At 67.5% G+C, this 19,671-nt stretch carries 18 protein-coding genes; 6 read left to right on the top strand and 12 right to left on the bottom strand.

Features of this window, described 5'->3' with window-relative positions; translation table 11 throughout:
* The first annotated feature begins 6 nt into the window (after nt 1-6).
* The gene (locus ABWW33_RS13655; RefSeq protein WP_353402172.1) at nt 7-468 is read left to right on the top strand and encodes a hypothetical protein; all 462 of its coding nucleotides are present in this window, start codon (nt 7-9) and stop codon (nt 466-468) included.
* A gap of 108 nt (nt 469-576) precedes the next feature.
* Here the strand turns inward: ABWW33_RS13655 and ABWW33_RS13650 are convergent, their stop codons facing one another.
* Nucleotides 577-1,308, bottom strand: a complete 732-nt coding sequence (locus tag ABWW33_RS13650; RefSeq protein ID WP_353402170.1) for a response regulator transcription factor — start codon at nt 1,306-1,308, stop codon at nt 577-579.
* Here ABWW33_RS13650 and ABWW33_RS13645 point away from each other — a divergent pair.
* Together ABWW33_RS13645 and ABWW33_RS13640 are read left to right on the top strand one after the other, a co-directional pair.
* Nucleotides 1,303-1,917: a TetR/AcrR family transcriptional regulator gene (locus ABWW33_RS13645; RefSeq protein WP_353402169.1), complete on the top strand. Its 615-nt coding sequence runs from the start codon at nt 1,303-1,305 to the stop codon at nt 1,915-1,917. The genes ABWW33_RS13650 and ABWW33_RS13645 overlap by 6 nt on opposite strands.
* Before the next feature lie 90 nt (nt 1,918-2,007).
* Nucleotides 2,008-2,646 carry a TetR/AcrR family transcriptional regulator gene (locus ABWW33_RS13640; protein WP_176653750.1) on the top strand — a complete coding sequence of 213 codons (639 nt, stop codon included), beginning with the start codon at nt 2,008-2,010 and terminating at the stop codon, nt 2,644-2,646.
* Here the strand turns inward: ABWW33_RS13640 and ABWW33_RS13635 are convergent.
* The 9 genes from ABWW33_RS13635 to ABWW33_RS13595 all read right to left on the bottom strand — a co-directional run bounded on the left by ABWW33_RS13635 (nt 2,633) and on the right by ABWW33_RS13595 (nt 14,719).
* Nucleotides 2,633-5,632, bottom strand: coding sequence for a sensor histidine kinase (locus ABWW33_RS13635; protein ID WP_353402167.1), 3,000 nt, complete (start codon nt 5,630-5,632; stop codon nt 2,633-2,635). The genes ABWW33_RS13640 and ABWW33_RS13635 overlap by 14 nt on opposite strands.
* Nucleotides 5,629-6,390 carry an alpha/beta fold hydrolase gene (locus ABWW33_RS13630; protein WP_176653748.1) on the bottom strand — a complete coding sequence of 254 codons (762 nt, stop codon included), beginning with the start codon at nt 6,388-6,390 and terminating at the stop codon, nt 5,629-5,631. The genes ABWW33_RS13635 and ABWW33_RS13630 overlap by 4 nt, the downstream gene beginning before the upstream one ends.
* 37 nt (nt 6,391-6,427) lie before the next feature.
* Complete coding sequence (locus ABWW33_RS13625; protein WP_176653747.1) at nt 6,428-7,411, bottom strand: MBL fold metallo-hydrolase; 984 nt, start codon at nt 7,409-7,411, stop codon at nt 6,428-6,430.
* Between the two features lie 13 nt (nt 7,412-7,424).
* Complete coding sequence (locus ABWW33_RS13620) at nt 7,425-7,838, bottom strand: nuclear transport factor 2 family protein (protein ID WP_176653746.1); 414 nt, start codon at nt 7,836-7,838, stop codon at nt 7,425-7,427.
* Between the two features lie 11 nt (nt 7,839-7,849).
* The gene (locus ABWW33_RS13615) at nt 7,850-8,572 is read right to left on the bottom strand and encodes a hypothetical protein (RefSeq protein ID WP_353402164.1); all 723 of its coding nucleotides are present in this window, start codon (nt 8,570-8,572) and stop codon (nt 7,850-7,852) included.
* A gap of 99 nt (nt 8,573-8,671) precedes the next feature.
* Nucleotides 8,672-11,680, bottom strand: coding sequence for a sensor histidine kinase (locus ABWW33_RS13610; protein WP_353402162.1), 3,009 nt, complete (start codon nt 11,678-11,680; stop codon nt 8,672-8,674).
* A 74-nt stretch (nt 11,681-11,754) separates the two neighbouring features.
* Nucleotides 11,755-12,864: an alkene reductase gene (locus ABWW33_RS13605; protein WP_176653743.1), complete on the bottom strand. Its 1,110-nt coding sequence runs from the start codon at nt 12,862-12,864 to the stop codon at nt 11,755-11,757.
* Between the two features lie 125 nt (nt 12,865-12,989).
* Nucleotides 12,990-13,544, bottom strand: a complete 555-nt coding sequence (locus ABWW33_RS13600; protein WP_353402160.1) for a TetR/AcrR family transcriptional regulator — start codon at nt 13,542-13,544, stop codon at nt 12,990-12,992.
* Nucleotides 13,545-13,609: 65 nt separating this feature from the next.
* Complete coding sequence (locus ABWW33_RS13595; RefSeq protein WP_353402158.1) at nt 13,610-14,719, bottom strand: alkene reductase; 1,110 nt, start codon at nt 14,717-14,719, stop codon at nt 13,610-13,612.
* A gap of 176 nt (nt 14,720-14,895) precedes the next feature.
* Between ABWW33_RS13595 and ABWW33_RS13590 the strand changes: the two genes are divergently transcribed.
* From ABWW33_RS13590 to ABWW33_RS13580, 3 genes are all read left to right on the top strand, one after another.
* Nucleotides 14,896-15,780 carry a LysR family transcriptional regulator gene (locus ABWW33_RS13590; protein ID WP_176653740.1) on the top strand — a complete coding sequence of 295 codons (885 nt, stop codon included), beginning with the start codon at nt 14,896-14,898 and terminating at the stop codon, nt 15,778-15,780.
* Between the two features lie 127 nt (nt 15,781-15,907).
* On the top strand, nt 15,908-17,128 hold the full coding sequence (locus tag ABWW33_RS13585) for an MFS transporter (protein WP_353402156.1): 1,221 nt from the start codon (nt 15,908-15,910) through the stop codon (nt 17,126-17,128).
* 23 nt (nt 17,129-17,151) lie between these two features.
* The gene (locus ABWW33_RS13580; RefSeq protein WP_353402154.1) at nt 17,152-18,249 is read left to right on the top strand and encodes a Gfo/Idh/MocA family protein; all 1,098 of its coding nucleotides are present in this window, start codon (nt 17,152-17,154) and stop codon (nt 18,247-18,249) included.
* A gap of 2 nt (nt 18,250-18,251) precedes the next feature.
* Here the strand turns inward: ABWW33_RS13580 and ABWW33_RS13575 are convergent, their stop codons facing one another.
* Together ABWW33_RS13575 and ABWW33_RS13570 are read right to left on the bottom strand one after the other, a co-directional pair.
* Nucleotides 18,252-18,827, bottom strand: coding sequence for a TetR/AcrR family transcriptional regulator (locus ABWW33_RS13575; protein ID WP_176653737.1), 576 nt, complete (start codon nt 18,825-18,827; stop codon nt 18,252-18,254).
* A gap of 90 nt (nt 18,828-18,917) precedes the next feature.
* On the bottom strand, nt 18,918-19,670 hold the full coding sequence (locus tag ABWW33_RS13570; protein WP_353402152.1) for an SDR family oxidoreductase: 753 nt from the start codon (nt 19,668-19,670) through the stop codon (nt 18,918-18,920).
* Nucleotide 19,671 lies beyond the last annotated feature (1 nt).

Raw genomic sequence — 19,671 nt, 5'->3', positions numbered from 1 at the left:
GACATCATGACCACACCATCATTGGGCCGCCTGCTGCGGGCACAGCAGTGCGAAACGGCGGACTGCGTCAAGGAGCTGGAGCGCCAGGCCAGCGGCAAGGGGCCGTGCGCGCAACAAGACCTGCAGCTGGTGCGCGACTTCTTCCACCAGGCGTCGACCGGTTTTGCCGGCTGTATCCTGGCCGGCCTGTCGCCGCTGCCGCTGGCCATCGGCAACGGCCAGCACGACAAGATCGCCGCCATCCTGCACACCTACCGCTGGAAGGAAGGTTACGATATCCGCGACGCCACCCACCCCTACCACGGCGTGTGGCAGCCATTCCAGCGCTGGTGCGACAGCAGCGAGCTGCGGCCGGAGTTCAGCTGCCATCGCGACCCCGGCGGCAAGGAGAAGTGGTACACGCTCACGGTGCGGCCGGCCGAGCACCTGCACATGGCCGCGCCGCACGGCACTCCCCCGGCCGGGTGAGGCGCTTTCACACCATCCGGGGATACGCCCGGCGGCGGCGCTGCCTACACTGGCTGCTTCACTGGAGCCGTCATGCGCATCGCCTTATCCCCGTTGAAGCTTGAGCAGTCAGCGCCTGTCGCGCCCGGCCCCGGTGCCGGGCGCGGGCAGGATGCCGCGTCCGATCGCCAGCGCCACCGCGTGCGCGCGGTCGTTGGCGCCCAGCTTGGGCAGGATGCTTTTCATGTGGGTCTTGACGGTTTCCTCGGAAATCGACAGCGTCAAGCCGACCCGCTTGTTGGACTGGCCGTCGGCCACCAGCCGCAGCACATCGAGCTCGCGCGCGGTCAGGCGGTCGTCCGGCGCCAGCCCGCACAGGTCCATCGCCACCGTCAGCGCCACGCTGCGGCGGCCCATATGGACGCTGCGCACCATCGCCACCAGGTCGCGCCGCAAACTGCTCTTGACCACATAGCCGAAGGCGCCGGCGCGGATCGCCCGCAGCACGAAGCCGTCGCCCTCGTAGGTGGTCAGCACCACGATGCGCGCCTGCGGAAACTCGCTCAGTATCAGCGCCGTCGCCTCGATGCCGTCCATGTCCGGCATCTGGATATCCATCAGCGTGACGTCGGGACGCGTGTCGCGGTAACGCAGCAGCGCCTCGTGCCCGTTGCGGGCGTGGGCCACCAGCTGCATGCCCGGTTCGGCCGTCAGCACGCTGGCAATCCCTTCCAGGAACAGCGGGTGATCGTCCACCGCCATGACGGTGATCGGCCGCGTCGCTTCGCCGGCATCGCCGTCGCCCAGTTCATCCAGCCCCATTTCCAGCTCCCTGTTCTTGTTTTCTGATCGTTCATGCATACCAACACCAACCGCGACAAATTGCTGGCCGCCGGCAGCCAACTGATTCACGTCCATGGCTATGCCCGCTGCGGCCTGCGCGCCGTCACTGCGGCGGCCGGCCTGCCGGCCAGCAGCTTTTCCAGTCATTTTCCCAGCAAGGAAGCATTCGGGCTGGAGATCCTGGAACGCCATTTCGCCGAACACTACCGGCTGATGCGCGGCACACTGCGCAATGACGCGCTGCCCGCGCCACAGCGGCTGCGGCGTTATTTCGCGGCCCTGCTGGAGGAACTCGATGGCGAGGCCGCGCGCCATGGCTGCCTGTTCGGCAGGCTGTGCGCCGAGGGCGAAGGCATCAGCGAGCTGATGCGCAATCGGCTGGCTGACATGCTACTCCAAATCCAGCGGTCGCTTGCATATTGCTTGTCAAATGCGCGCGGCGTCGGCCTGCTGGCGCCGCACAGCGAAGTCGATGAACTGGCGGCGTTCGCCGTCGCCTCGCTGCAGGGCGCCATGCTGCTGTCGCGCGCACACGGCGAGCCGACGCCGCTGCGGCAATGCCAGCAACTGCTGCTGCCGCTGCTGGGCTGTGCGGAGCCACCCCAATATACCGTACTCTCCGGCTGAAACGGAACCAAATTCGATAATTACCACCATTACGGACACTCTTGCACAAGGCAGATTGACGCGCACTATGTATGCCCGTATTATTTTTCGATGAAAAATAAAATCTCCAACCGCGACCGCATCCTCGACGCCGGCCTGCACACGGTGCACCGGCTAGGCTTTGGCGGCGCCAGCGTGCGCGACATCGTCGAGGCGGCCGGGGTGCCGCAAGGCTCGTTCACCAATCATTTCGCCTCCAAGGAGGCGTTCGGACTGGAGATCCTCGACATTTATTTTGGCCGCCATCGCGAGCTGCTGGAACAGACGCTGCGCAACGACGCGCTGGCGCCGCTGGCCCGTCTACGTGCCTACCTGCAGGCGAACCGCGAGCGCGCCGTGCGGGAAGGCGTGGAGAACGGCTGCCTGTTCGGCAACCTGATGGGGGAAGCGATAGACCACCACGAGGCGATACGTTTGCGGCTGCTGGAGATCGTCGGCGACCTGCGGCGCGCGCTGGCGCAGTGCCTGACGGCTGCCGTCAAGGCCGGCGAGCTGGCCAAGAGCGTGGACAGCGGACCGGTGGCGGAGTTCATCGTCAGCGGACTGCAGGGCGCCACACTGCTGGCCAAGACCCAGCGCAGCATGGTGCCGATGGAACGCTTCGAGCAGGTGTTGTTCGGCATGGTGCTGGGCCGGCCCGATCTGCTCAAGCAAGGTGCCCGGCGCGCCGGCGCGCTCACCGCCGCCTGAGACGCAACCAGCACCGCCGCCAGCGCCAGCCGCCCCGCGGCCGCTGCGCATAAGCCAGCGCGGCCGGCAACGTCAGCACCCATTCGGTGCCGCCCCCCTGGCGTGCCCGCAGCGCCAGCTCGGCCCCGATGCCCGCCGCACGCTCGCGCATGCCGGCAAAGCCCCAGTGTCCGGCACGCCCGCCTTCGGCCACCACCAGCGGCGGCATGCCCACGCCGTCGTCCGCCACCACCAGTCGCAGCTGCCTCGGCCTGTAGGCCACCACCACCGTGACCTTGCCCGCATGGGCGTGGCGGAAGGCGTTCAGCATCGCCTCGCGGCCGATGGCGAAGACCTCGCCGCCGATGCCTGGCGCCAGCGCGCACGCCTCGCCGACGCTGACTACGTCGCATGGCGGAGTATCTTCGCCGGTCAGTTCCTGCGTGACGGCGGCCAGCATCGATACCAGTTCGCGCCCTTCCTCGCGGCTGCGCAAATCGCGCACCCGGTTGCGTCCTTCGATGATGGTGTCTTCGGCCTGCACCAGCGCGGCGTCGAGCATGCCGCGCATCGGCTCCTGCGGCGCCATGCGCACCGCCACGCCGTGCACCTTGAGCACCAGGCCCTGCACCGACTGCAGCAACGTATCGTGCAGTTCGCGGGCGATGCGGCCCCGTTCGTCGAGCCGCTCATCGAGCCGCGCCCGCAATTGCGCCGCCTGCCGGCGCAAGCGCCAGCGGTGCAGCAGCCAGGTCGCCAGCAAGGCCGCCGCCGCACACAGCGCGCGGAACCAGCGGCTCTGCGCGACCGTGGGCGCAATCGAGAATTGCTGGGCCGCGCCATCGGCGGTGCGCACGCCGGCGCCGTCGAACGCCTGCACCTGGAAGCGATACTCGCCCGGCGACAGGTTGGTGTAGTACGCGCTGCGCCGGCCTCCCGCCTCGATCCAGCCATCGTCGCTGCCTTCCAGCCGATAGCGGAAATTGATCCGTTCAGCCATCGTCAGCGACAGCGCGGTGTAATCGATGCGCAGGCTGCCGGTGCCCGCCGGCAGGCGCAGGCCAGGCCCGGGCGCGTAGCTTTGCGCGTCGGTCGCCAGGGCCAGCAACCTCACAGGCGGCGCCGTTCGGCCAGGCGCCGGATGGCCGGCATCGATCCAGCCCACGCTGCTGTTGGTGTGATACCAGATGCGGCCATCGCCGCCATCGAACAGCGAGGGCATGGGCCGCACCTGCGGCGCCTGGCCGACGATACCATCCTTGTAGTCCAGCCGCTCGACATCGACGCGCGCGTCGCCGCCACCCAGTGCGCGCCGGACATCGGCGGCGGCGATGCGGCTGATGCCCTCCAGGCCGTGCAGCCACAGGTCGCCGTTGTCGCGTTCGACGATGCCCGACACGCCGAGGAAGTCGCTGCCGTCGCGCCGTTGCAGCGCGACGAAGCGGCCGTTGTGGAGGAACATCAGGGCCCGCTCGCCGCCCACCCACAGCCGGGCGCCGCGCGCCAGGATGGCCAGCACGTTGCCGATCCTCAGGCCGTCCTTGTCCGTATAGCGGGTGATGGCCGCGCCGTCGGCCACCGCCACCCGGTTGTCGGTGTAGGCCTGCCACAGGCGCCGGCGCTCGTCGAGGAACAGGTAGATGGCGGTATCCGGGTAGCCCATGCGGTCCGGCCGGCGCTGCCAGGCGCCGTCGCCCAGGTGCAGCAGCTCACGCTTGCCGACCACGCTCAGCCACAAAGAGCCGTCGCGGTCCGGCGCCATGGTCTGCACCGGACCGGCCATTTCCGCCGACACCGGCCAGCGCTGCTCGCCGCCGCCGGCATAGCGGGCGACCACGGCATGGCTCGCGGCCCAGATGGCACCGTCGGCCGCGCGCTGCAGGTTATCGACCTCGCTCAGCTGGTGGTCGATCCAGACGCCGTCGGCCCGCAATTCGCGCAACTGCGGGCCGACGTGGGTGCCGATCCACAGCCCGCCGTGCGCATCGGCGGCCACGGACGGCGTGTAATAGCCCTCCTTGGGCAGGCTGATCTCGTGCGTGGCGCGGCGGCGGATGCGGTCGACGCCGCCCGTCGTCCCCAGCCACAAATTGCCGTCGCGGTCTTCGTAGGAGGTCTGAATAATGGCGTCGCTCAAGCCGTTCTCGCGGCTCAGCGCGGCGACCGCGCCGAAGCTGCGGGTGTCGGCCAACAACTGGATGCCGCCCTTGCCGCCCATCCACGCAGAACCGTCGCGCAGGAAGTACAAGGCGTTGCCATGCTCGCTCGCGGGCGCCGGCGGGCCGCGCCGGAAGCGCCGGGCGACGGCGTCATACTGCATGAAGCCGGCGTTGGCGCCGGCCGCCCAGAAGCCGCCGCCAGGTACGGCGAACAAGGTAAAGGTCCAGGGGTCGTCGCTGTCGACCGGCGCGAACGCGCCGCCGGCCGGCCGCCGCCAGACGCCTTTGCCGCCCTGTATCCACAGCGAGCGGTCGGGCGCGACAAAGGCGTTCAGCACCCGATCGGGTCCGGTGGCGCCCAGCGGCCAGGCGCGGGTCCAGCGCTGCCCGTCCCAGTCGAACAAACCGGCCGAGGTGGCGGCGCTGACGGCGCCGCCGGCTGCCTGTTGGATCAACTGGTGGACGTTGGCCTGCGGCAGCCCGCTGTCCTTGCCGAAGTACAGCGCCTGGCCGTCCTTGAAGCGCTCGACGCCGCCGAACTGGTAGCCCACCCACAGCGCGCCGTCGATCCAGCCCAGCGCCGAGATATGGCTTTTACGCAGCGTGCGGCCACCGATGGCATCAAGACGTTCGAAGCGGTTGCCGTCGAAGCGGTACAAGCCGCTGGCGCCGCCCACCCACAGCCAGCCCGCCGCATCCTGCACCATGCAGCGCACGCCGGCGGGGGCGCCGTCCCCGGGCGTCCAGCCGGTGTGAAAGTAAGCGGCGAACGGCCCTTCGCTGATGGCGCGGCAGGGCGACGCCATCATCGTCAGCGCCAGCCACAGGCAAGCGCGCCGGTATCTCATTTGACGCCGGCGGCGGCCTTCTCGATCACCGCCGCCACCTCCTTGGGACGCGAGATGTAGACCGCATGACTGGCCTTCACTTCGGTGACCTTGGCGCCGGCGCGCTGGTACATGAAGCGCTCCAGCTCCGGATTGATGGCGCGGTCCTCGGTGGCGACGATCGCCCAGGTCGGCTTGGTCTTCCAGGCCGGGTTGGTGATCTTGGTACCGAAGGCGGCGCCGTTGGTCATCACCTGCGACAGGGCCATGAACCTGGTCAGTTCGGCCGGCAGGTCGGCGGCGAAATCGGCGCGGAAGCGCGCCGGATCGAGGAACAGGTAACCGTCGGCGGTGGGCGTGACGGCGGTCGACGCGGCCGGGATCTTCTGCAGCAGCTGGCCCGCCACCTCGCCTTCGTCCGGCGCCATGCCGGCCACATACACCAGCGCGGCCACTTTCGGATCGGTGCCGGCCTCGGTGATCACGACGCCGCCGTAGCTGTGGCCCACCAGCACCGCAGGGCCGTCCTGCATGGCCAGCACGCGCTTGACGGCGGTGACGTCGTCGGCCAGCGAGGTTTCAGGATGCTGGACCACGGCGACATGGTAGCCGTCCTTTTCGAGGATGTCGGCCACCGCGCGCCAGCCGGAGCCGTCCGCAAAGGAGCCGTGCACCAGCACCACGTTCTTGATGGCGGCGGCGGGGGCGTTGGCGGCGTTGGCTGATACTGCGGCGGCGACGGCGGTGGCCGTCAACAGCATGGAGGCGATTCGTTTCATGACAATTCCTTTGGTTTTACGTGGGTTAAAAAAAACATCAGGGAGCGGTTGCGGTTGTTGCGGCGGTTGCGGCATAAGGCGACGCCGCCCAGCGGTACGCCGCGCCGGCCGGCCGCAGGCGTCCGAAGCCGGGGAACGGCATGTGGGCGCCGGCCACCAAGGTGCCGTCGGCCGCCAGCCGGGCGAACAGGCTGGCGCGCGACGCCGTGGCGGCGCGCGGATCGATATCGAAGCCGAAAGCGATGTCCGGATGGGCCATCTGCACCGGCTCGGCGTGCACCACGTCGCCCCAGACCAGCAGCTGCTGTCCACCGGAAGCGAAGCGGTAGCCCACATGGCCCGGCGTGTGGCCCGGCAGCGGCACCACGGAGACGGCCGCATCGACCGGCTCGCCGTCGCGGAACGGCTTCCAGCGGCCGGCCTGGATGTACGGCGCGGCGCTCTTGCGGGCCACGTCGAAGAACGGACGGGCATCGGCCGGCGCGCCGGCGGCGATCTTCTCCGACAGCCAGAAATCGCTGTCGGCCTGCGCCATGCGCACCACGGCGTTCGGATACAGCGCCTTGCCGTCCTTGCTGACCAGGCCACCGATATGGTCGGCATGCACATGGGTGATCAGCACCAGGTCCACCTGCGCCGGCGTGTAGCCGGCCGCGCGCAGGTTCGCCATCACCTGGCCCAGGTTGGGCGGGCCCCAATTCAGTCCAGTGCCGGCGTCTACCAGTATCAGCTTGCTGCCGGTATTGACCAGATAGGCGTTCACGGGCACCGGCATGACGACCGGGTCGACGCCCTCGTCCTTGAGCAGCGCCGCCACCAGCGCCTGGTCGCCCTGCAGCAGCGCCGCAGGCAGGGCGCCGACGCCGTCGGCCAGCGCGGTCACTTCGAGGCCGCCGACCTGGGTGCGGAAAAATCCGCCGGGACCGCCCTTGCCCGCCGGCGCGGCGGCGCCGGCCAGGCCGGCCTGCAGCATCAGCAGCACGGCGGCCAGCGTCGCGGTTTTTTTGGTCTTCATGTTCATGATGTGATTTCCTTCAACGAGTGAAAATACCGGTGCCGGCCCGGCCTTGCAGACGCGCCGCCAGTTCCGACGAAAACGCCGCCACCTGGCTGCAGGGCCGCTGATACAGGCGAATGCCGGCGATGCGGCCCTCGCCGTCGTACGCCAGGATGGTGGCGCCGGCAATCGGCGCGCCGCGAAAGACCCCCTCCCACTCCAGCACCGTGCGGCTGGCGGCGCTGGTCTCGTGCACGAAGGCGATGCCGTCGTACATGGCGCGGGTGGCGTCGAAAAAACGCCGGATGGCGGCCGTCCCCCGCACGGCGCCATCGCTGGCCGAGGTTTCCAGCACCACGTCGGCGGTGAAGGCGGCGGCAAAGTCGTCCAGCGTCGGCCGCCGGATGATCGCCATCCAGGCCACGCCGGGAGCGGCCGGTTCCTGTGTCATGGCGGGAGCCTTCACGACAGGCTGATGGCGCCGAAATCGAGCGACACCAGCAGCGGTTCGGCGATCTTGCGCATGGCGTCGTCGTAGGCGTAGATGCGGCGCTTGGTCGGCATCATGATGCCCTGCACCTCGCGGTAGTCGCCGACATAGTTGGCGCCGGTGGCGCCGCCGAGGATGTCGACCGTGTAGTCGTGGCGGCGCATCAGCCCGTCCGCGCCGAAACGGATGATCTGGGTGCGCGTGTGCGTGGCGATCTCCGGCGGGAACGAGACTTGCAGGCTGCGCCAGGTTTCGCCGTTCTCGTGCCACGGCTCGATCTCTTCGCAGAAGAAGCCGTGATAGGTGAACAGGAAGGGCGACGTCAGGTAGGTCCACAAGGCCTCGCTGGCGAAATAGGCGACGTGGAACTTGTCCCACGGCGTATCGAGCGTCTGGCCGGCGAAGGCGGCGGCGGGATTGTCGCGCGTTTCGGTCACGCCACCGGCCAGCGTCTCGAGCGCCAGTCGTTGCGGCACAAACACGCTGCGCTGCCCTTCGCCGGCGAACGGCGTGATCGACAGCCACTCGCTGCGGGTGTCGATCTCGACCTCCTTGGCCGTCAACATCCCCACTTGCTGTTTCAGGTACCAGATCGCGCCGTCGATCGACACCTGCGCCGTCAACCTGGTATAGGCATTCCAGCGCTCCAGGCCGCCATGGGCCTCGAGCGCGTATGCGAGCAGATCATTATCCATTCCCTCAGCCTCTCAATAAAAAATACGGACGTACATCTTTTATTAAGATAGCATTTCCCGCGAAGACGCGCAGTTATTTTTTGAGGGAGGCCGCTCTATTCAATTCGGCAGAGCGGGTCGCAGCAGCCGGCGCAGCCAGGAACGCCGCTCGACGCCATAGGCCAGGCGCGCCGACAGGATCAGCGTCACCGTGGTGCCCTGGCCGGCGTGGCTGCCGACGTCGAGCGCCGCGCCGATGCGTACGGCCCGCTCGCGCATGCCGCGCAGCCCCCAGTGCCGATCGGCTTCGGCGCCGCCCGTGACGGTATCGGTCATGCCCACGCCGTCGTCCTTGACGGACAGCGTGAACTGCTCGGAGCCGTAGCCGATGCGCGCCATCACCTGCCCCGCGGCCGCGTGCTGGTAGGCGTTGCGCACCGCTTCGGCGGCGATCTCCACGGCTTCGTCGGCCACCCTGGCGCGCAACGGCTGCCGTGCGCCATCGACCACCAGGCGGAAGACGACGCCGGGATACTTGATGGCCATCAGCCTGGTCAGTTCATACAGCGCGCTTTCGACGTCGTCGATCTGCGCCGAGCGCAGCTCGTAGACCTGGTCGCGGCCCTGGTTGATGGTGGCGCGCGCGCCATGCAATATCGGCGCCAGCGTCTTGTGCATGGCACTGTCGGACGGCAGCGCATGTACCGCCTGGTCCAGCGTCAGCACCAGCCCTTGCACGCTTTGCAGGAAGGAGTCGTGCAAGGTGCGCGCGATGCGCTCGCGCTCGGCCAGGCGCACCTGCATGCGCTCCTCCATGCGCGCCGTTGCCACATGCAGGCGGCGGCGATAGAACAGGTACAAGGCCGCCAGCACGGCCAGCGCGCAAGCGGCACGGAATCCGATGGTCTGCACCAGCGTCGGCGCGATGTCGAAGTCCAGCGCAGCCGGCGCCGCGCTCCAGACGCCGTCGTCATTGACGGCGCGCACCTCGAAGCGGTGCCGGCCCGGCGTCATGTTGGTGTAATAGGCCGCGCGGCGGTCGCCGGCGTCCTGCCAGGCGCTGTCCTCGCCGGCCAGGCGGTACTGGAAGCGCACGCCTTCCGGCTTGAGGGCGCCGGGCGCGGCGTACTGGATGTTCATCGTGCGCAGTCCGGCCGGCAGGCGCAGTCCCGCGACAGGCAGGTAGCGGGCGTCGGCCGTGTTCAGGCCGGTCAGGCTCACTCCTGGCGGCGCGGCCCGCCGGCCGGCGTGGCCGGCAACCAGATGGACGATGCCTTCGGTCGTGACGAACCACAGCGTACCCTGGGCATCGGTGACGGCGGTATGCAGGCGGTTGTCCAGTTCCGGCGCGCCGGTGTAGCCATCCGTTTCGCCGATCAGCTCATAGCGCAGCGCGATGTCCGGATTGCCGATGCTGGCCTCCCAGTCGGCCCGACGCACGTGCACCACGCCCTTGCCGCCGTTGATCCAGCGGTCGCCGTCGGCGCTGGCAGTCAGGCCGGACACGCTGCGCAGCACGTCGGCGTCGGCCGCCGTCAGCTGGCGAAACTGCCGCCCTTTGAGCACCGCCATGCCCCGTTCGCCGGCGGCGATCATCTCCGGCCCGTAGTGCAGGCTGGTGGCGATGCCTATCATCGGTGCATCGTAGCTGGTGAACGTGCCGTTGTCGTACAGGACCACCGTCAAGTCCGCGCAGGCCAGCCACAGCCGTCCGCCGCCTGCGGGCGTGGTGAGCATGATATTGGTTGGCATCTTGAAATGCGTGTGCGGCAGCCAACGGCCGTCGAGATAGCCCATCAGCCCCACTTCCGGCGCATACATCCACAGCACTCGGCCGTCGTCCTGCAGGCCCAGCACGTTCAGGTCGCCGGCCTGGCCGTCCGCGCGCGGCGGCAGCGGTATCTTTTCCTCATGCCCTCGATAGCGGCGCACGATCTCGCGCCGGCCCGCCAGCAGCAAGCCGCCATCGCGGTCGTTGGCGACGATGCGGAACGGCTGCGTTCTGTCGGGCACCGGCGCCGCAGCGGGTGACAGCTGCCAGGCGATGAACGACCCGGCGTCTGCGGCCCAGGCACTGCCGGCGTCGTCGGTCACGAGACTGAGTTCATTGCTGCGCGCGGGGAGCCGGAACGGCGTCAGCTTGTTTTCCCGATAGCGTTCCAGGCCCGACGGGCTGGCGATCCAGATGCTGCCCTGCGCATCTTCCAGCACGTTGCCCCGGATATCGGGCCCGGACGTCGCCGGCTGCCACTGAGGCAATGGTTCGCCGCTCTTGCCCGCGCCAGCCAGGCGGCACGGAGGCTGGGCGCAATTCATGGTCCAATAATTATCGTCGCGGTCGAATTGCCCGCCCAGTCGCGACATGGCCGCGTTGAACCCCGCGGCGCGCGACCCAGTCGGCCCCGCCGCCGGCGACAGCAGGCGCAGCAGGTCTTGCTCCCGGCTCCATCCCGCCAGCCATACCCGGCCATCGGCGGACTGGATCATGCTCCCGCGCTTCGTGACGTCGCCATATCTTTCAAAGCGCGCGCTGCCGCTCCTGCGCAGAAAAATCCCCTCGATATGCTGGACCCATAATTGTCCGCGCTGGTCCAGCAGCACATTCCACACCCATCCCTCGGGCAAACCGTCGGCGCGGCCCAGAATCCGGTACTTTCCATCGGCGACCAGCGCCAGGCCCTGGCTTGTGCCCAGCCACAGCCCGCGCCCCGGTTCGACGGCGATGGTGTCCACCGCGCCCAACCTGGCGGCGCTGCCGATGATGTCGTCGAGCCGTCCGTCCGGGTGCAGCAGCGCGACGACGGTGCCGACCTCGTAGCTGATCAACAGGTCGCCGTCGGGCATTCCGATCAAGGTACGCACGCGGCTGCGTCCCACCTCGTTCTGCCTGGGCAGGTTGTAGCGTTCGAAATGCAGGCCGTCAAACCGGTACACGGCGCCGTGCGCCACCAGCCACAGCCAGCCATCCGCCGTCTGCGCCATGCCGCTGATGTCGGAGGGCGCGCCATCCTTCGTGGTCCAGACGGTGTGGTGGTAATCCCGAAGGGCGACGACGGGATTGAGGGCGGCGGCGGGGCCGGCGAACGCCAGCGCGACGACTATCCATGTCAGAACGGCTGGCATACGCATTGGGCTCTCCCATCAAAACGGCCATTCTAGTCTACAAAATGACAATATCACCACAATGGCGCCGGCGCGCCGCTTCAGGCGGCGCGGGCGAACGCCGACGCGTGGTACGCGGGATAGTCGGTGTAGCCAACGTGGGTGCCGCCCCAGAAGGCCTCGCGGTCGTAGTCGTTGAGCGGCAGACGGTGCCGCAGGCGGTACGGCAGGTCCGGATTGGAGGCGAAGAAGCGGCCGAACGCCACCAGATCGGCGTCGCCCTTGCGCACGATGGCTTCGGCCCCTTCGCCGTTGAAGCCGCCGGCGGAGATGATGGTCCCCGTGAACACCTTGCGCAGGAACTCGGAGGCCACCGGCCGCTGATGCTCGTCCAGCGTTTCAACGCCCTTCACGCGCGGCTCGATGATGTGCAGGTAGGCCAGGCCGAATTTGTTGAGCTGCTGGGCGGCGTGGGTGAACGTCGCCTCCGGATCCGAATCCGAGATCGATCCCCACTGCCCGCTTGGCGACAGCCGCACGCCCACGCGGCCCGGTCCCCACACGGAAACCAGCGCTTCGACCAGTTCGAGCAGGAAGCGGGCGCGCTTGGCGATGCTGCCGCCGTAGGCGTCGGTGCGCTTGTTGGTGCCGTCCTGCAGGAAGGTGTCGGCCAGGTAGCCGTTGGCCGAATGCAGCTCGACGCCGTCCAGGCCCGCCGCCTTGGCGCGCACGGCCGCCTTGCGGTAATACTCGATCACCAGCTGGATTTCATCGATGTCGATGGCGCGGTGCGGCGAGGCCGGCACCCAGCCGTTATGCGTCAGCACGTCGGTCTCGAACGGCACCACCGACGGCGCGATCGGCAGCGGACCGCCGGTCAGATCGACATGCGACTGGCGGCCGTCGTGGCCCAGCTGCATGAACAGCACGCCGCCCTTGGCGTGCACCGCATCGGCGATTTTCTTCCAGCCCGGGATATGGCTGTCTTCATAGATGCCGGGCGCGCCGAGGTAGCCGCGGCTGTCGTAGGAAACGTGGGTCGATTCGGTGATGATCAAGCCGCCGGCGGAGGCGCGCTGGGCATAGTACTCGACCATCAGTTCACTGGGGCTGTCGTCCGGATTGGCGCGCAGGCGGGTGGTCGGCGCATGCACCACGCGGTGCTGCAAGGCGTAGGGGCCGAGCTGGAACGGCGAAAAGAGCTTGGACATCAGATTCTCCTATATGGGTACGAGCAAATTGCTGCTGTAACCAATGATAGGGATGGGCCCTGCCGGGATAAAGAGGCCGGTGTTCCTTACATCCCGGACAATAACGGCGCCAATGCCGACAAGGCCTACATCATCTTCAGCATGGCCATGAAATTGCGCACCTTGCGGCTGACGGTCTGCGGCGACGGGCCGAGATTCATTTCGATGCACAGGCCGGAGAAGAAAATCAGGACGATTTCCGCGATCTGTTTTGCCGGAAGGCGGGTCTGCTCGGCGCCGATATTACGGACCAGCAGCGACAGCATGGCCGCCTGCGACGCGGCGACGATGTCGGCCGCCGCCGCCGGCAACGACTCGACCTCGCGCATGGCGTTGATCGCAAAGCAGCCCTTGCGGCCGGCGCTGCAGGCCGGCCCGGCACGAAGCAGCCGTTCGACATTGCCCCATCCGGGCGGCTCGGCCGTCAGCAGGCCCTCGCCCGCGCGCCGCGCCACGTAATAGCGCAGCGACGACAGGAACAGGTCTTCCTTGTCCTTGAATTCCGCGTACAGCCCGGACTTGTTGACGCCGGTGGCGCGCTCGAGCTGCTGCAGGCTGGTATCGGCGTAGCCGCGCTGCCAGAACACCAGCATCGCTGCGTCGAGGAGCGCGTCGCGGTCGTAAAGTTTAGTTCTTCCCATGGGCAGGATCATACCAAAAAAGGCGCGGACCTTGCGGGCCGCGCCTTTGACTGCACATGCCGTGCTTACGCGGCCAGCGCTTCAGCCTTGTAGAACGGGTAGTCGGTGTAGCCGACTTCGCTGCCGCCGAAGAAGCTCGGACGGTCGTATTCGTTCAGCGGCCAGCCGTTGCGGAAGCGCTCCGGCAGGTCAGGATTGGCGATGAAGTGGCGGCCGAAAGCCACCAGGTCCGCGTCGCCCGCCGCCAGGAGCGCTTCGGCCGATTGCTGGTCGAAGCCGCCGGCGGCCATGATCACGCCCTTGTAATGCTTGCGGATCAGCTGCGCGGCCAGCGGCGCCTGGTCTTTGGTCTCGTCTTCGATGTTGCCGGCGATGCGAGGCTCGATCAGGTGCAGGTAGGCCAGCTTCAGTTGCGCCAACTGGACCGCCACGTAGGTGAACAGGCCCTCAGGATTGGTGTCCGACATGTCGCCCCAGTTGCCGCTTGGGCCGATGCGCACCGCGACCTTGTCGCTGCCCCAGACCGAGATCACCGCCCTGGTGGCGTCGAGCAGGAAGCGCGCGCGGTTCTCGAACGAGCCGCCGTAGAGGTCGGTGCGCTTGTTGCTGCCATCCTGCAGGAACTGGTCGAACAGGTAGCCGTTGGCGGCGTGGATCTCGACGCCGTCAAAGCCGGCCTGCTGGCCGCGGATGGCGGCCAGGCGGAAGCTCTCGACCAGGCCTTCGATCTCGGGGATCGTCAGTGCGCGGTTCGGCGTGTTCGGCACCCAGCCTTCGGTGGTGTAGGCGACGCCGCCGTGCAGCACTTCCGACGGGCCGACCGGAATGCTGCCGGCCGGCTGCACGTCCTTGTTCGACTGGCGCCCCGCGTGGTACAACTGCAGGAAGATCTTGCCGCCCTTGGCGTGCACGGCGTCGGTCACCTGCTTCCAGCCGGCGATCTGGCTGTCGTCGTACAGGCCCGGCGCACCCAGGTAGCCGTTGCCGTTTTCGGCGGCGATGGTCGCTTCGCCGATCAGGAAGCCGCCCTTGGAGGCGCGCTGCGCATAGTACTCGGCCATCAGCGGGCCGGGCCGGGCACCGGCCTCGGCGCGCATGCGGGTCAGCGGCGCCAGCACCACGCGGTGGGAGAAGGTGTAAGGACCGACCTTTACTTCAGACATAAGCTTGGACATGATTTTCTCGATTAATATGGAATGGATAAGAGGCGCATCGCCGTGGCGGCGCCCGATGTAGCCAATGTAAGGGCCGGCGAGAGAAAGATAAATGGCTTTGGGTTCCCAAGATATCGGACAGATTCATCTATAATCGAGAACTGATCGGTTCAAAAACAAGGAATCACGGGGAAAATATGGATAGCCTGAGCGGTATTTCGATGTTTGTGACGGTGGCCGACACGCGCAGCTTCACCAAGGCCGCCACCCAGTTCGGCGTGTCGTCGTCGGCGGTCGGCAAGAGCATCGCCCGCATGGAGGAGCGGCTGGCGGTGCGCCTGTTCCACCGCAGCACGCGCAGCATCACGCTCACCAACGAGGGCATGCTGTTCCTCGAACGCTGCCGGCGCATATTGAGCGAGGTGGAGGCGGCCGAGAGCGAGCTGTCCGAGCTGTCCGGCACCCCGCGCGGGCGCCTGCGCGTGAGCACGCCGCAGCTGACGGGCCTCATCATGCCGGCGCTGACGGGCTTCATGCGGCAGTATCCGGATATCGCGCTCGACATCGACCTGTCCGAACGCATGGTCGACATCATCGAGGAAGGCTTCGACGCCGTCATCCGCACCGGCACCCAGCACGATTCGCGGCTGGCCTCGCGCCGCATAGGCTCGTGCAAGCAGGTGGTGGTGGCCACGCCTGGCTATCTGAAGCAGCACGGCACACCGGCGCACCCGCGCGAGCTATCGCGGCACGCCTGCCTGCTGCACAAGTTCCCCGCCACCGGCCGCATCGAGCGCTGGCCCTTCAACCTGGCGGCCGACGAACCGGACCCCGAACTGAAGGAGCATCTGACCTGCAGCACCATCGAGGCCGTCACCTATGCGCTGCTGCAGGGCGAAGGCATCGCCTTCCTGCCGACCTTCATCATCGCCGATGAATTGAAGGACGGCCGCCTGGTCACCATCCTGGACGACTACATGGACCAGACCGTGACGTTCTCGATGCTGTGGCCGGCCAGTCGCTATGCGTCGCCCAAGCTGCGCGTCTTCATCGACTATGTGGTGCAGCACATGCGCATCTAGCAACCCGCAGCGGCCGATAGCGGACGCAATCCTCCTCTATGTTCGGAACTCCAGCCTGTTTATTCCCCGGCGTTGTGCTCCTACACTAGGTTGATCGAGCTAACAGCTCAATCAACCGGAGCACCTCATGACACAGCAGTCCCACCACATCCGCAGCAACGCGCCGCTTTACTGGCTGGCGTTGGGCACCTTCGCGGTCGGCACCGAGAGCTTCATGATCGCCGGCCTGCTGCCCGGCATGGCCGCCGACCTGGCCGTGAGCATCGCCACCGCCGGCCAGCTGGTCACGGTGTTCGCCCTGGCCTACGCACTCAGTTCCCCGATCCTGACCGCGCTGACCGGCCATATCGGCCGCCGCGCACTGCTGATCGTGGCCATGGGCGCATTCGCGCTGGCGAATGTCACCGCCTGGCTGGCGCAAGACTACTGGCAGCTGATGATGGCGCGTGTGCTGCTGGCGTTCGCCGCCGGCCTGTACGTCCCCGGCGCCAACGCGCTGGCCAGCGCGGTCGTCGCGCCGGAGCGGCGCGGCACGGCCATCGCCATCGTCAACGGCGGCCTGTCGCTGGCGATCGCGTTCGGCGTGCCGCTGGGGGCCATGATCGGCGACGGCATGGGCTGGCGCGCCACCTTCGGCGGCGTGGCGGCGCTGTCGGCGCTGGCTGTGGCGGGCCTGGTGTTCGGCCTGCCGGCCGGCATAGGCGCCGGCCTGTCCACCGCCACACTGCGCGAACGCGTGGCCACGGCCGCGCAGCCGGCCATCCTCCTGACGCTGCTGGTGACCACGCTGTGGGCGATGGCCAGCTACACCACCTACACCTACCTGGCGCTGTTCGTCAGCAACGCCACCACGCTGCTCGGCGCGCAGATCGGCTACATCCTGTTTGCCTGGGGCGCCTCGGCGGCGCTGGGCCTGGCCATCAGCGGCAAGGGGATCGACCGTCATGGCCCGCGCGCCGTCATCCTGCCGGCGCTGGCCACATCCGCCCTGAGCTTCCTGCTGCTGTCCGGCAGCGCCCACCTGGTGCCGCGCGCCTGGGAGGTGGTGCCGGTGCTGGTGGCCGTCATCGCCTGGGGCATCGCCCACTGGGCCTTCTATCCCGCCCAGCAAACCACGCTGGTCGGCGTGGCCGGCGTGAAATCGGCGCCCATCGTGCTGTCGCTGAACGCCTCCTTCATGTACCTCGGCTTCTCGCTGGGCGCCGGCGTCGGCTCGCTGACGCTGACCTTCAGCAGCGTCGCCAACCTCGGATACGCCAGCGCGGCCAGCATGATCGCGGCGCTGGCGCTGACGCTGGCCAACGGCCGCCGCCTGCAACGCAACGCCTCCACACTTAACCTTGCTTGAACAACCAATTTAAAGGACACCTCATGAACACATCGAAAAAAATCCGCGTCGGCATTGTCGGCGTCGGTAACTGGGCCGAATATGGCCATATCCCCGCGCTGAAGCTGCTGCCACAATACGAGATCACCGCGGTCTTCAGCCGTAGCCAGGAAAAGGCCGACGCCGTCGCCGCGCGCCACGGCATCCGGCACGCGCTCAATTCGCTGCAGGCGCTGGTGCGGCATCCGGAGGTCGACCTGGTGCTGGTGCTCAATCCTGCGCCCAGCCACGAGGAAGCGATACGCGCCGCCATCGCCGCCGGCAAGGACGTCTACAGCGAATGGCCGCTGACGCCGACGACAGCGTCGTCGCGGCAGATGCTGGCGCTGGCCGAGCAAGCCGGCGTGCGCCACATCGTCGGCCTGCAGCGCCGTCTCGGCCCGGACTACCGCTATGTGCGCGACCTGCTGCGCGACGGCTACATCGGCGAGCTGCGCTCGGTGCGCCTGCACATCAGCGTCGAGTATTTCCAGAAGCTGCGCAAGGCCTCGCTGTATTTCACGGTACCGGAAGAAAACTTCTCCAGCCTGCTGTCGATCTATGGCGGCCACTTCTTCGACGCGATCTTCACGATGCTGGGCCATCCGGACAGCATCAACGCACTGACGGTGAACCAGTTCAAGGAAGTGACGCTGATCGAGACCGGTGAAACGCTGCCGCACACGCTGGCCGACCAGGTCGTGCTGAGCGGCACCTTCGCCAACGGCGCGGTGCTGTCGGCCCATATCGAGGCGGGCAAGCGCAACAACTACGGCATGCAGCTGGACCTGACCGGTTCGGAGGGCGACCTGAAGATCTGGAACAGCACCAGCTTCGGCAACGCTTTCAACATCATCGAAGGAGCCCGGGGCGACGACCAGCCAATGAAGGTGCTGCCGGTGCCGGAGCTGTACAACTGGCTGCCGAAAAGCGAGTTGGGCGGCAGCCAGCTGGAACTGGCCAATTTATATGCGGCCTATGCGCGCGACGTGGCGGATGGCACCCTTCTGGCGCCGAACTACGCCGATGCGCTGGTGATGCACGATCTGATGGACAAGATCGAAGTATCGAACCGCAGCGGCACGCGGGTGGCGCTGCGCTAAGGTCAGGCCAGCGCCGTCTCCAGGCCTACGGCCAGGAACACGTCCAGCGCGCGCCGGTCCTTGGCGACCCGTGCGCGCAAGACCGCGCCTTCCCAGGCGTCGAGGATGGCGATGGCCAGGTCGTCGGCGGCGAAGGCCGACTTGATGCTGCCGTCGGCCTGACCGGCGCGGATCGCCGCGGCGATGTCGCCGGTCCAGGCTTCGTACACGGCGGCCAGGCGCGAGCGAATCAACGGGCTGCTGTCGCCCAACTCGGCGCTCAGGTTGCCCAGCAGGCAACCGTGGACAAACTCCTTGCCGCTGAACATGTCGTTGAGGTCGGTGAAATAGCGCCGCAGGCGGTCCTTGGGCGCAATGGCCGGGTCGGCCAACACCAGCCGGCGCGTGCCGCTGAAGCCGTACAGCTCGACCACTTCGGCGCCAAGCGCCTCCTTGCTGTCGAAATAATAGTAGAACGAGCCCTTGGGCACGCCGGCGATGCGCGCGATGTCGAGGACGCTGGTGGCGTTATAGCCATGGTGGTGGAATGCCGTCAGGCCGGCAGCGAGGAGGGTATCCCTGAGATTTGGCGTAGTCATCGCCACAATATATGACCGGTCATCTATAAAGTCAAGGCCGGCCTGGGGAAGGCGGCACCGCCCGGGGGGAGCGGCGCCGCCAGCGCCGCGTTATTGCGGCGGCTGCGACAGGATGTCGTTGAACTCGTGCACGAACGCGTATTCGTTCGGACCAGGGTTGGCGCGCATCATCCGGGCCCGCTCGACCAGCACTTCATCGGTGTCGGTGCCCAGCACGGCGATGGTTTCGGCGATGAATTCCTGCAGCGGCATCGCGCGCGGTTCTTCCTTGCTGTCCAACAGGTCGGTCTGCACCCACGGCGGCGACAGTTCCAGCACCTTGACCGAGGTGTCGCTCAGGTTCCAGCGCAGCGACATGGTGTACGAGTGCAACGCGGCCTTGGTGGAAGAGTAGACCGCGCTCATGGCCATCGGCACGAAGGCCAGCACCGACGACACGTTGATGATGGTGGCCGATGGCTGTTGCTTGAGATGCTCGACCAGGCCGGCGATCAGGCGGATCGGTCCCAATAAATTGGTGGCGACCGTGGTCTGCAGCATGGATTCGTCGACGGCGCCGGCGGCGTTATCGATGTGCATGACGCCGGCGTTGTTGACCAGCACGTTCAGGCGCGGAAAGTCGGCGATCAGCCTGGCGCTGACGGCGTTGATGCTGGCCGGGTTTTCCATGTCCAGCTCGATCGCCTGCATGCCGGGATTGGCGCCGGTGACTTCGTCGAGCAGCGCCTTGCGGCGGCCGGAAATGATGACCTGGTTGTCCAGTTTGTGCAAGGCTTCGGCCAATGCACGGCCGATGCCCGAGGTACCGCCGGTGATGAAGATAGTGTTGCCGCTGAGTTTCATG

It is taken from the genome of Duganella hordei, assembly GCF_040369125.1.
Lineage (GTDB): Bacteria > Pseudomonadota > Gammaproteobacteria > Burkholderiales > Burkholderiaceae_D > Rugamonas > Rugamonas hordei.
This window is presented reverse-complemented; position numbering and strand designations above follow the sequence as displayed.

What these genes read in the sequence shown, in the direction of transcription:
- ABWW33_RS13655 (WP_353402172.1), top strand. Translation starts at nt 7, where the DNA reads ATGACCACACCATCATTGGGCCGCCTGCTGCGGGCACAGCAGTGCGAA.
- ABWW33_RS13645 (WP_353402169.1), top strand. Translation starts at nt 1,303, where the DNA reads ATGCATACCAACACCAACCGCGACAAATTGCTGGCCGCCGGCAGCCAA.
- ABWW33_RS13650 (WP_353402170.1), bottom strand. Translation starts at nt 1,308, where the DNA reads ATGCATGAACGATCAGAAAACAAGAACAGGGAGCTGGAAATGGGGCTG.
- ABWW33_RS13640 (WP_176653750.1), top strand. Translation starts at nt 2,008, where the DNA reads ATGAAAAATAAAATCTCCAACCGCGACCGCATCCTCGACGCCGGCCTG.
- ABWW33_RS13635 (WP_353402167.1), bottom strand. Translation starts at nt 5,632, where the DNA reads ATGAGATACCGGCGCGCTTGCCTGTGGCTGGCGCTGACGATGATGGCG.
- ABWW33_RS13630 (WP_176653748.1), bottom strand. Translation starts at nt 6,390, where the DNA reads ATGAAACGAATCGCCTCCATGCTGTTGACGGCCACCGCCGTCGCCGCC.
- ABWW33_RS13625 (WP_176653747.1), bottom strand. Translation starts at nt 7,411, where the DNA reads ATGAACATGAAGACCAAAAAAACCGCGACGCTGGCCGCCGTGCTGCTG.
- ABWW33_RS13620 (WP_176653746.1), bottom strand. Translation starts at nt 7,838, where the DNA reads ATGACACAGGAACCGGCCGCTCCCGGCGTGGCCTGGATGGCGATCATC.
- ABWW33_RS13615 (WP_353402164.1), bottom strand. Translation starts at nt 8,572, where the DNA reads ATGGATAATGATCTGCTCGCATACGCGCTCGAGGCCCATGGCGGCCTG.
- ABWW33_RS13610 (WP_353402162.1), bottom strand. Translation starts at nt 11,680, where the DNA reads ATGCGTATGCCAGCCGTTCTGACATGGATAGTCGTCGCGCTGGCGTTC.
- ABWW33_RS13605 (WP_176653743.1), bottom strand. Translation starts at nt 12,864, where the DNA reads ATGTCCAAGCTCTTTTCGCCGTTCCAGCTCGGCCCCTACGCCTTGCAG.
- ABWW33_RS13600 (WP_353402160.1), bottom strand. Translation starts at nt 13,544, where the DNA reads ATGGGAAGAACTAAACTTTACGACCGCGACGCGCTCCTCGACGCAGCG.
- ABWW33_RS13595 (WP_353402158.1), bottom strand. Translation starts at nt 14,719, where the DNA reads ATGTCCAAGCTTATGTCTGAAGTAAAGGTCGGTCCTTACACCTTCTCC.
- ABWW33_RS13590 (WP_176653740.1), top strand. Translation starts at nt 14,896, where the DNA reads ATGGATAGCCTGAGCGGTATTTCGATGTTTGTGACGGTGGCCGACACG.
- ABWW33_RS13585 (WP_353402156.1), top strand. Translation starts at nt 15,908, where the DNA reads ATGACACAGCAGTCCCACCACATCCGCAGCAACGCGCCGCTTTACTGG.
- ABWW33_RS13580 (WP_353402154.1), top strand. Translation starts at nt 17,152, where the DNA reads ATGAACACATCGAAAAAAATCCGCGTCGGCATTGTCGGCGTCGGTAAC.
- ABWW33_RS13575 (WP_176653737.1), bottom strand. Translation starts at nt 18,827, where the DNA reads ATGACTACGCCAAATCTCAGGGATACCCTCCTCGCTGCCGGCCTGACG.
- ABWW33_RS13570 (WP_353402152.1), bottom strand. Translation starts at nt 19,670, where the DNA reads ATGAAACTCAGCGGCAACACTATCTTCATCACCGGCGGTACCTCGGGC.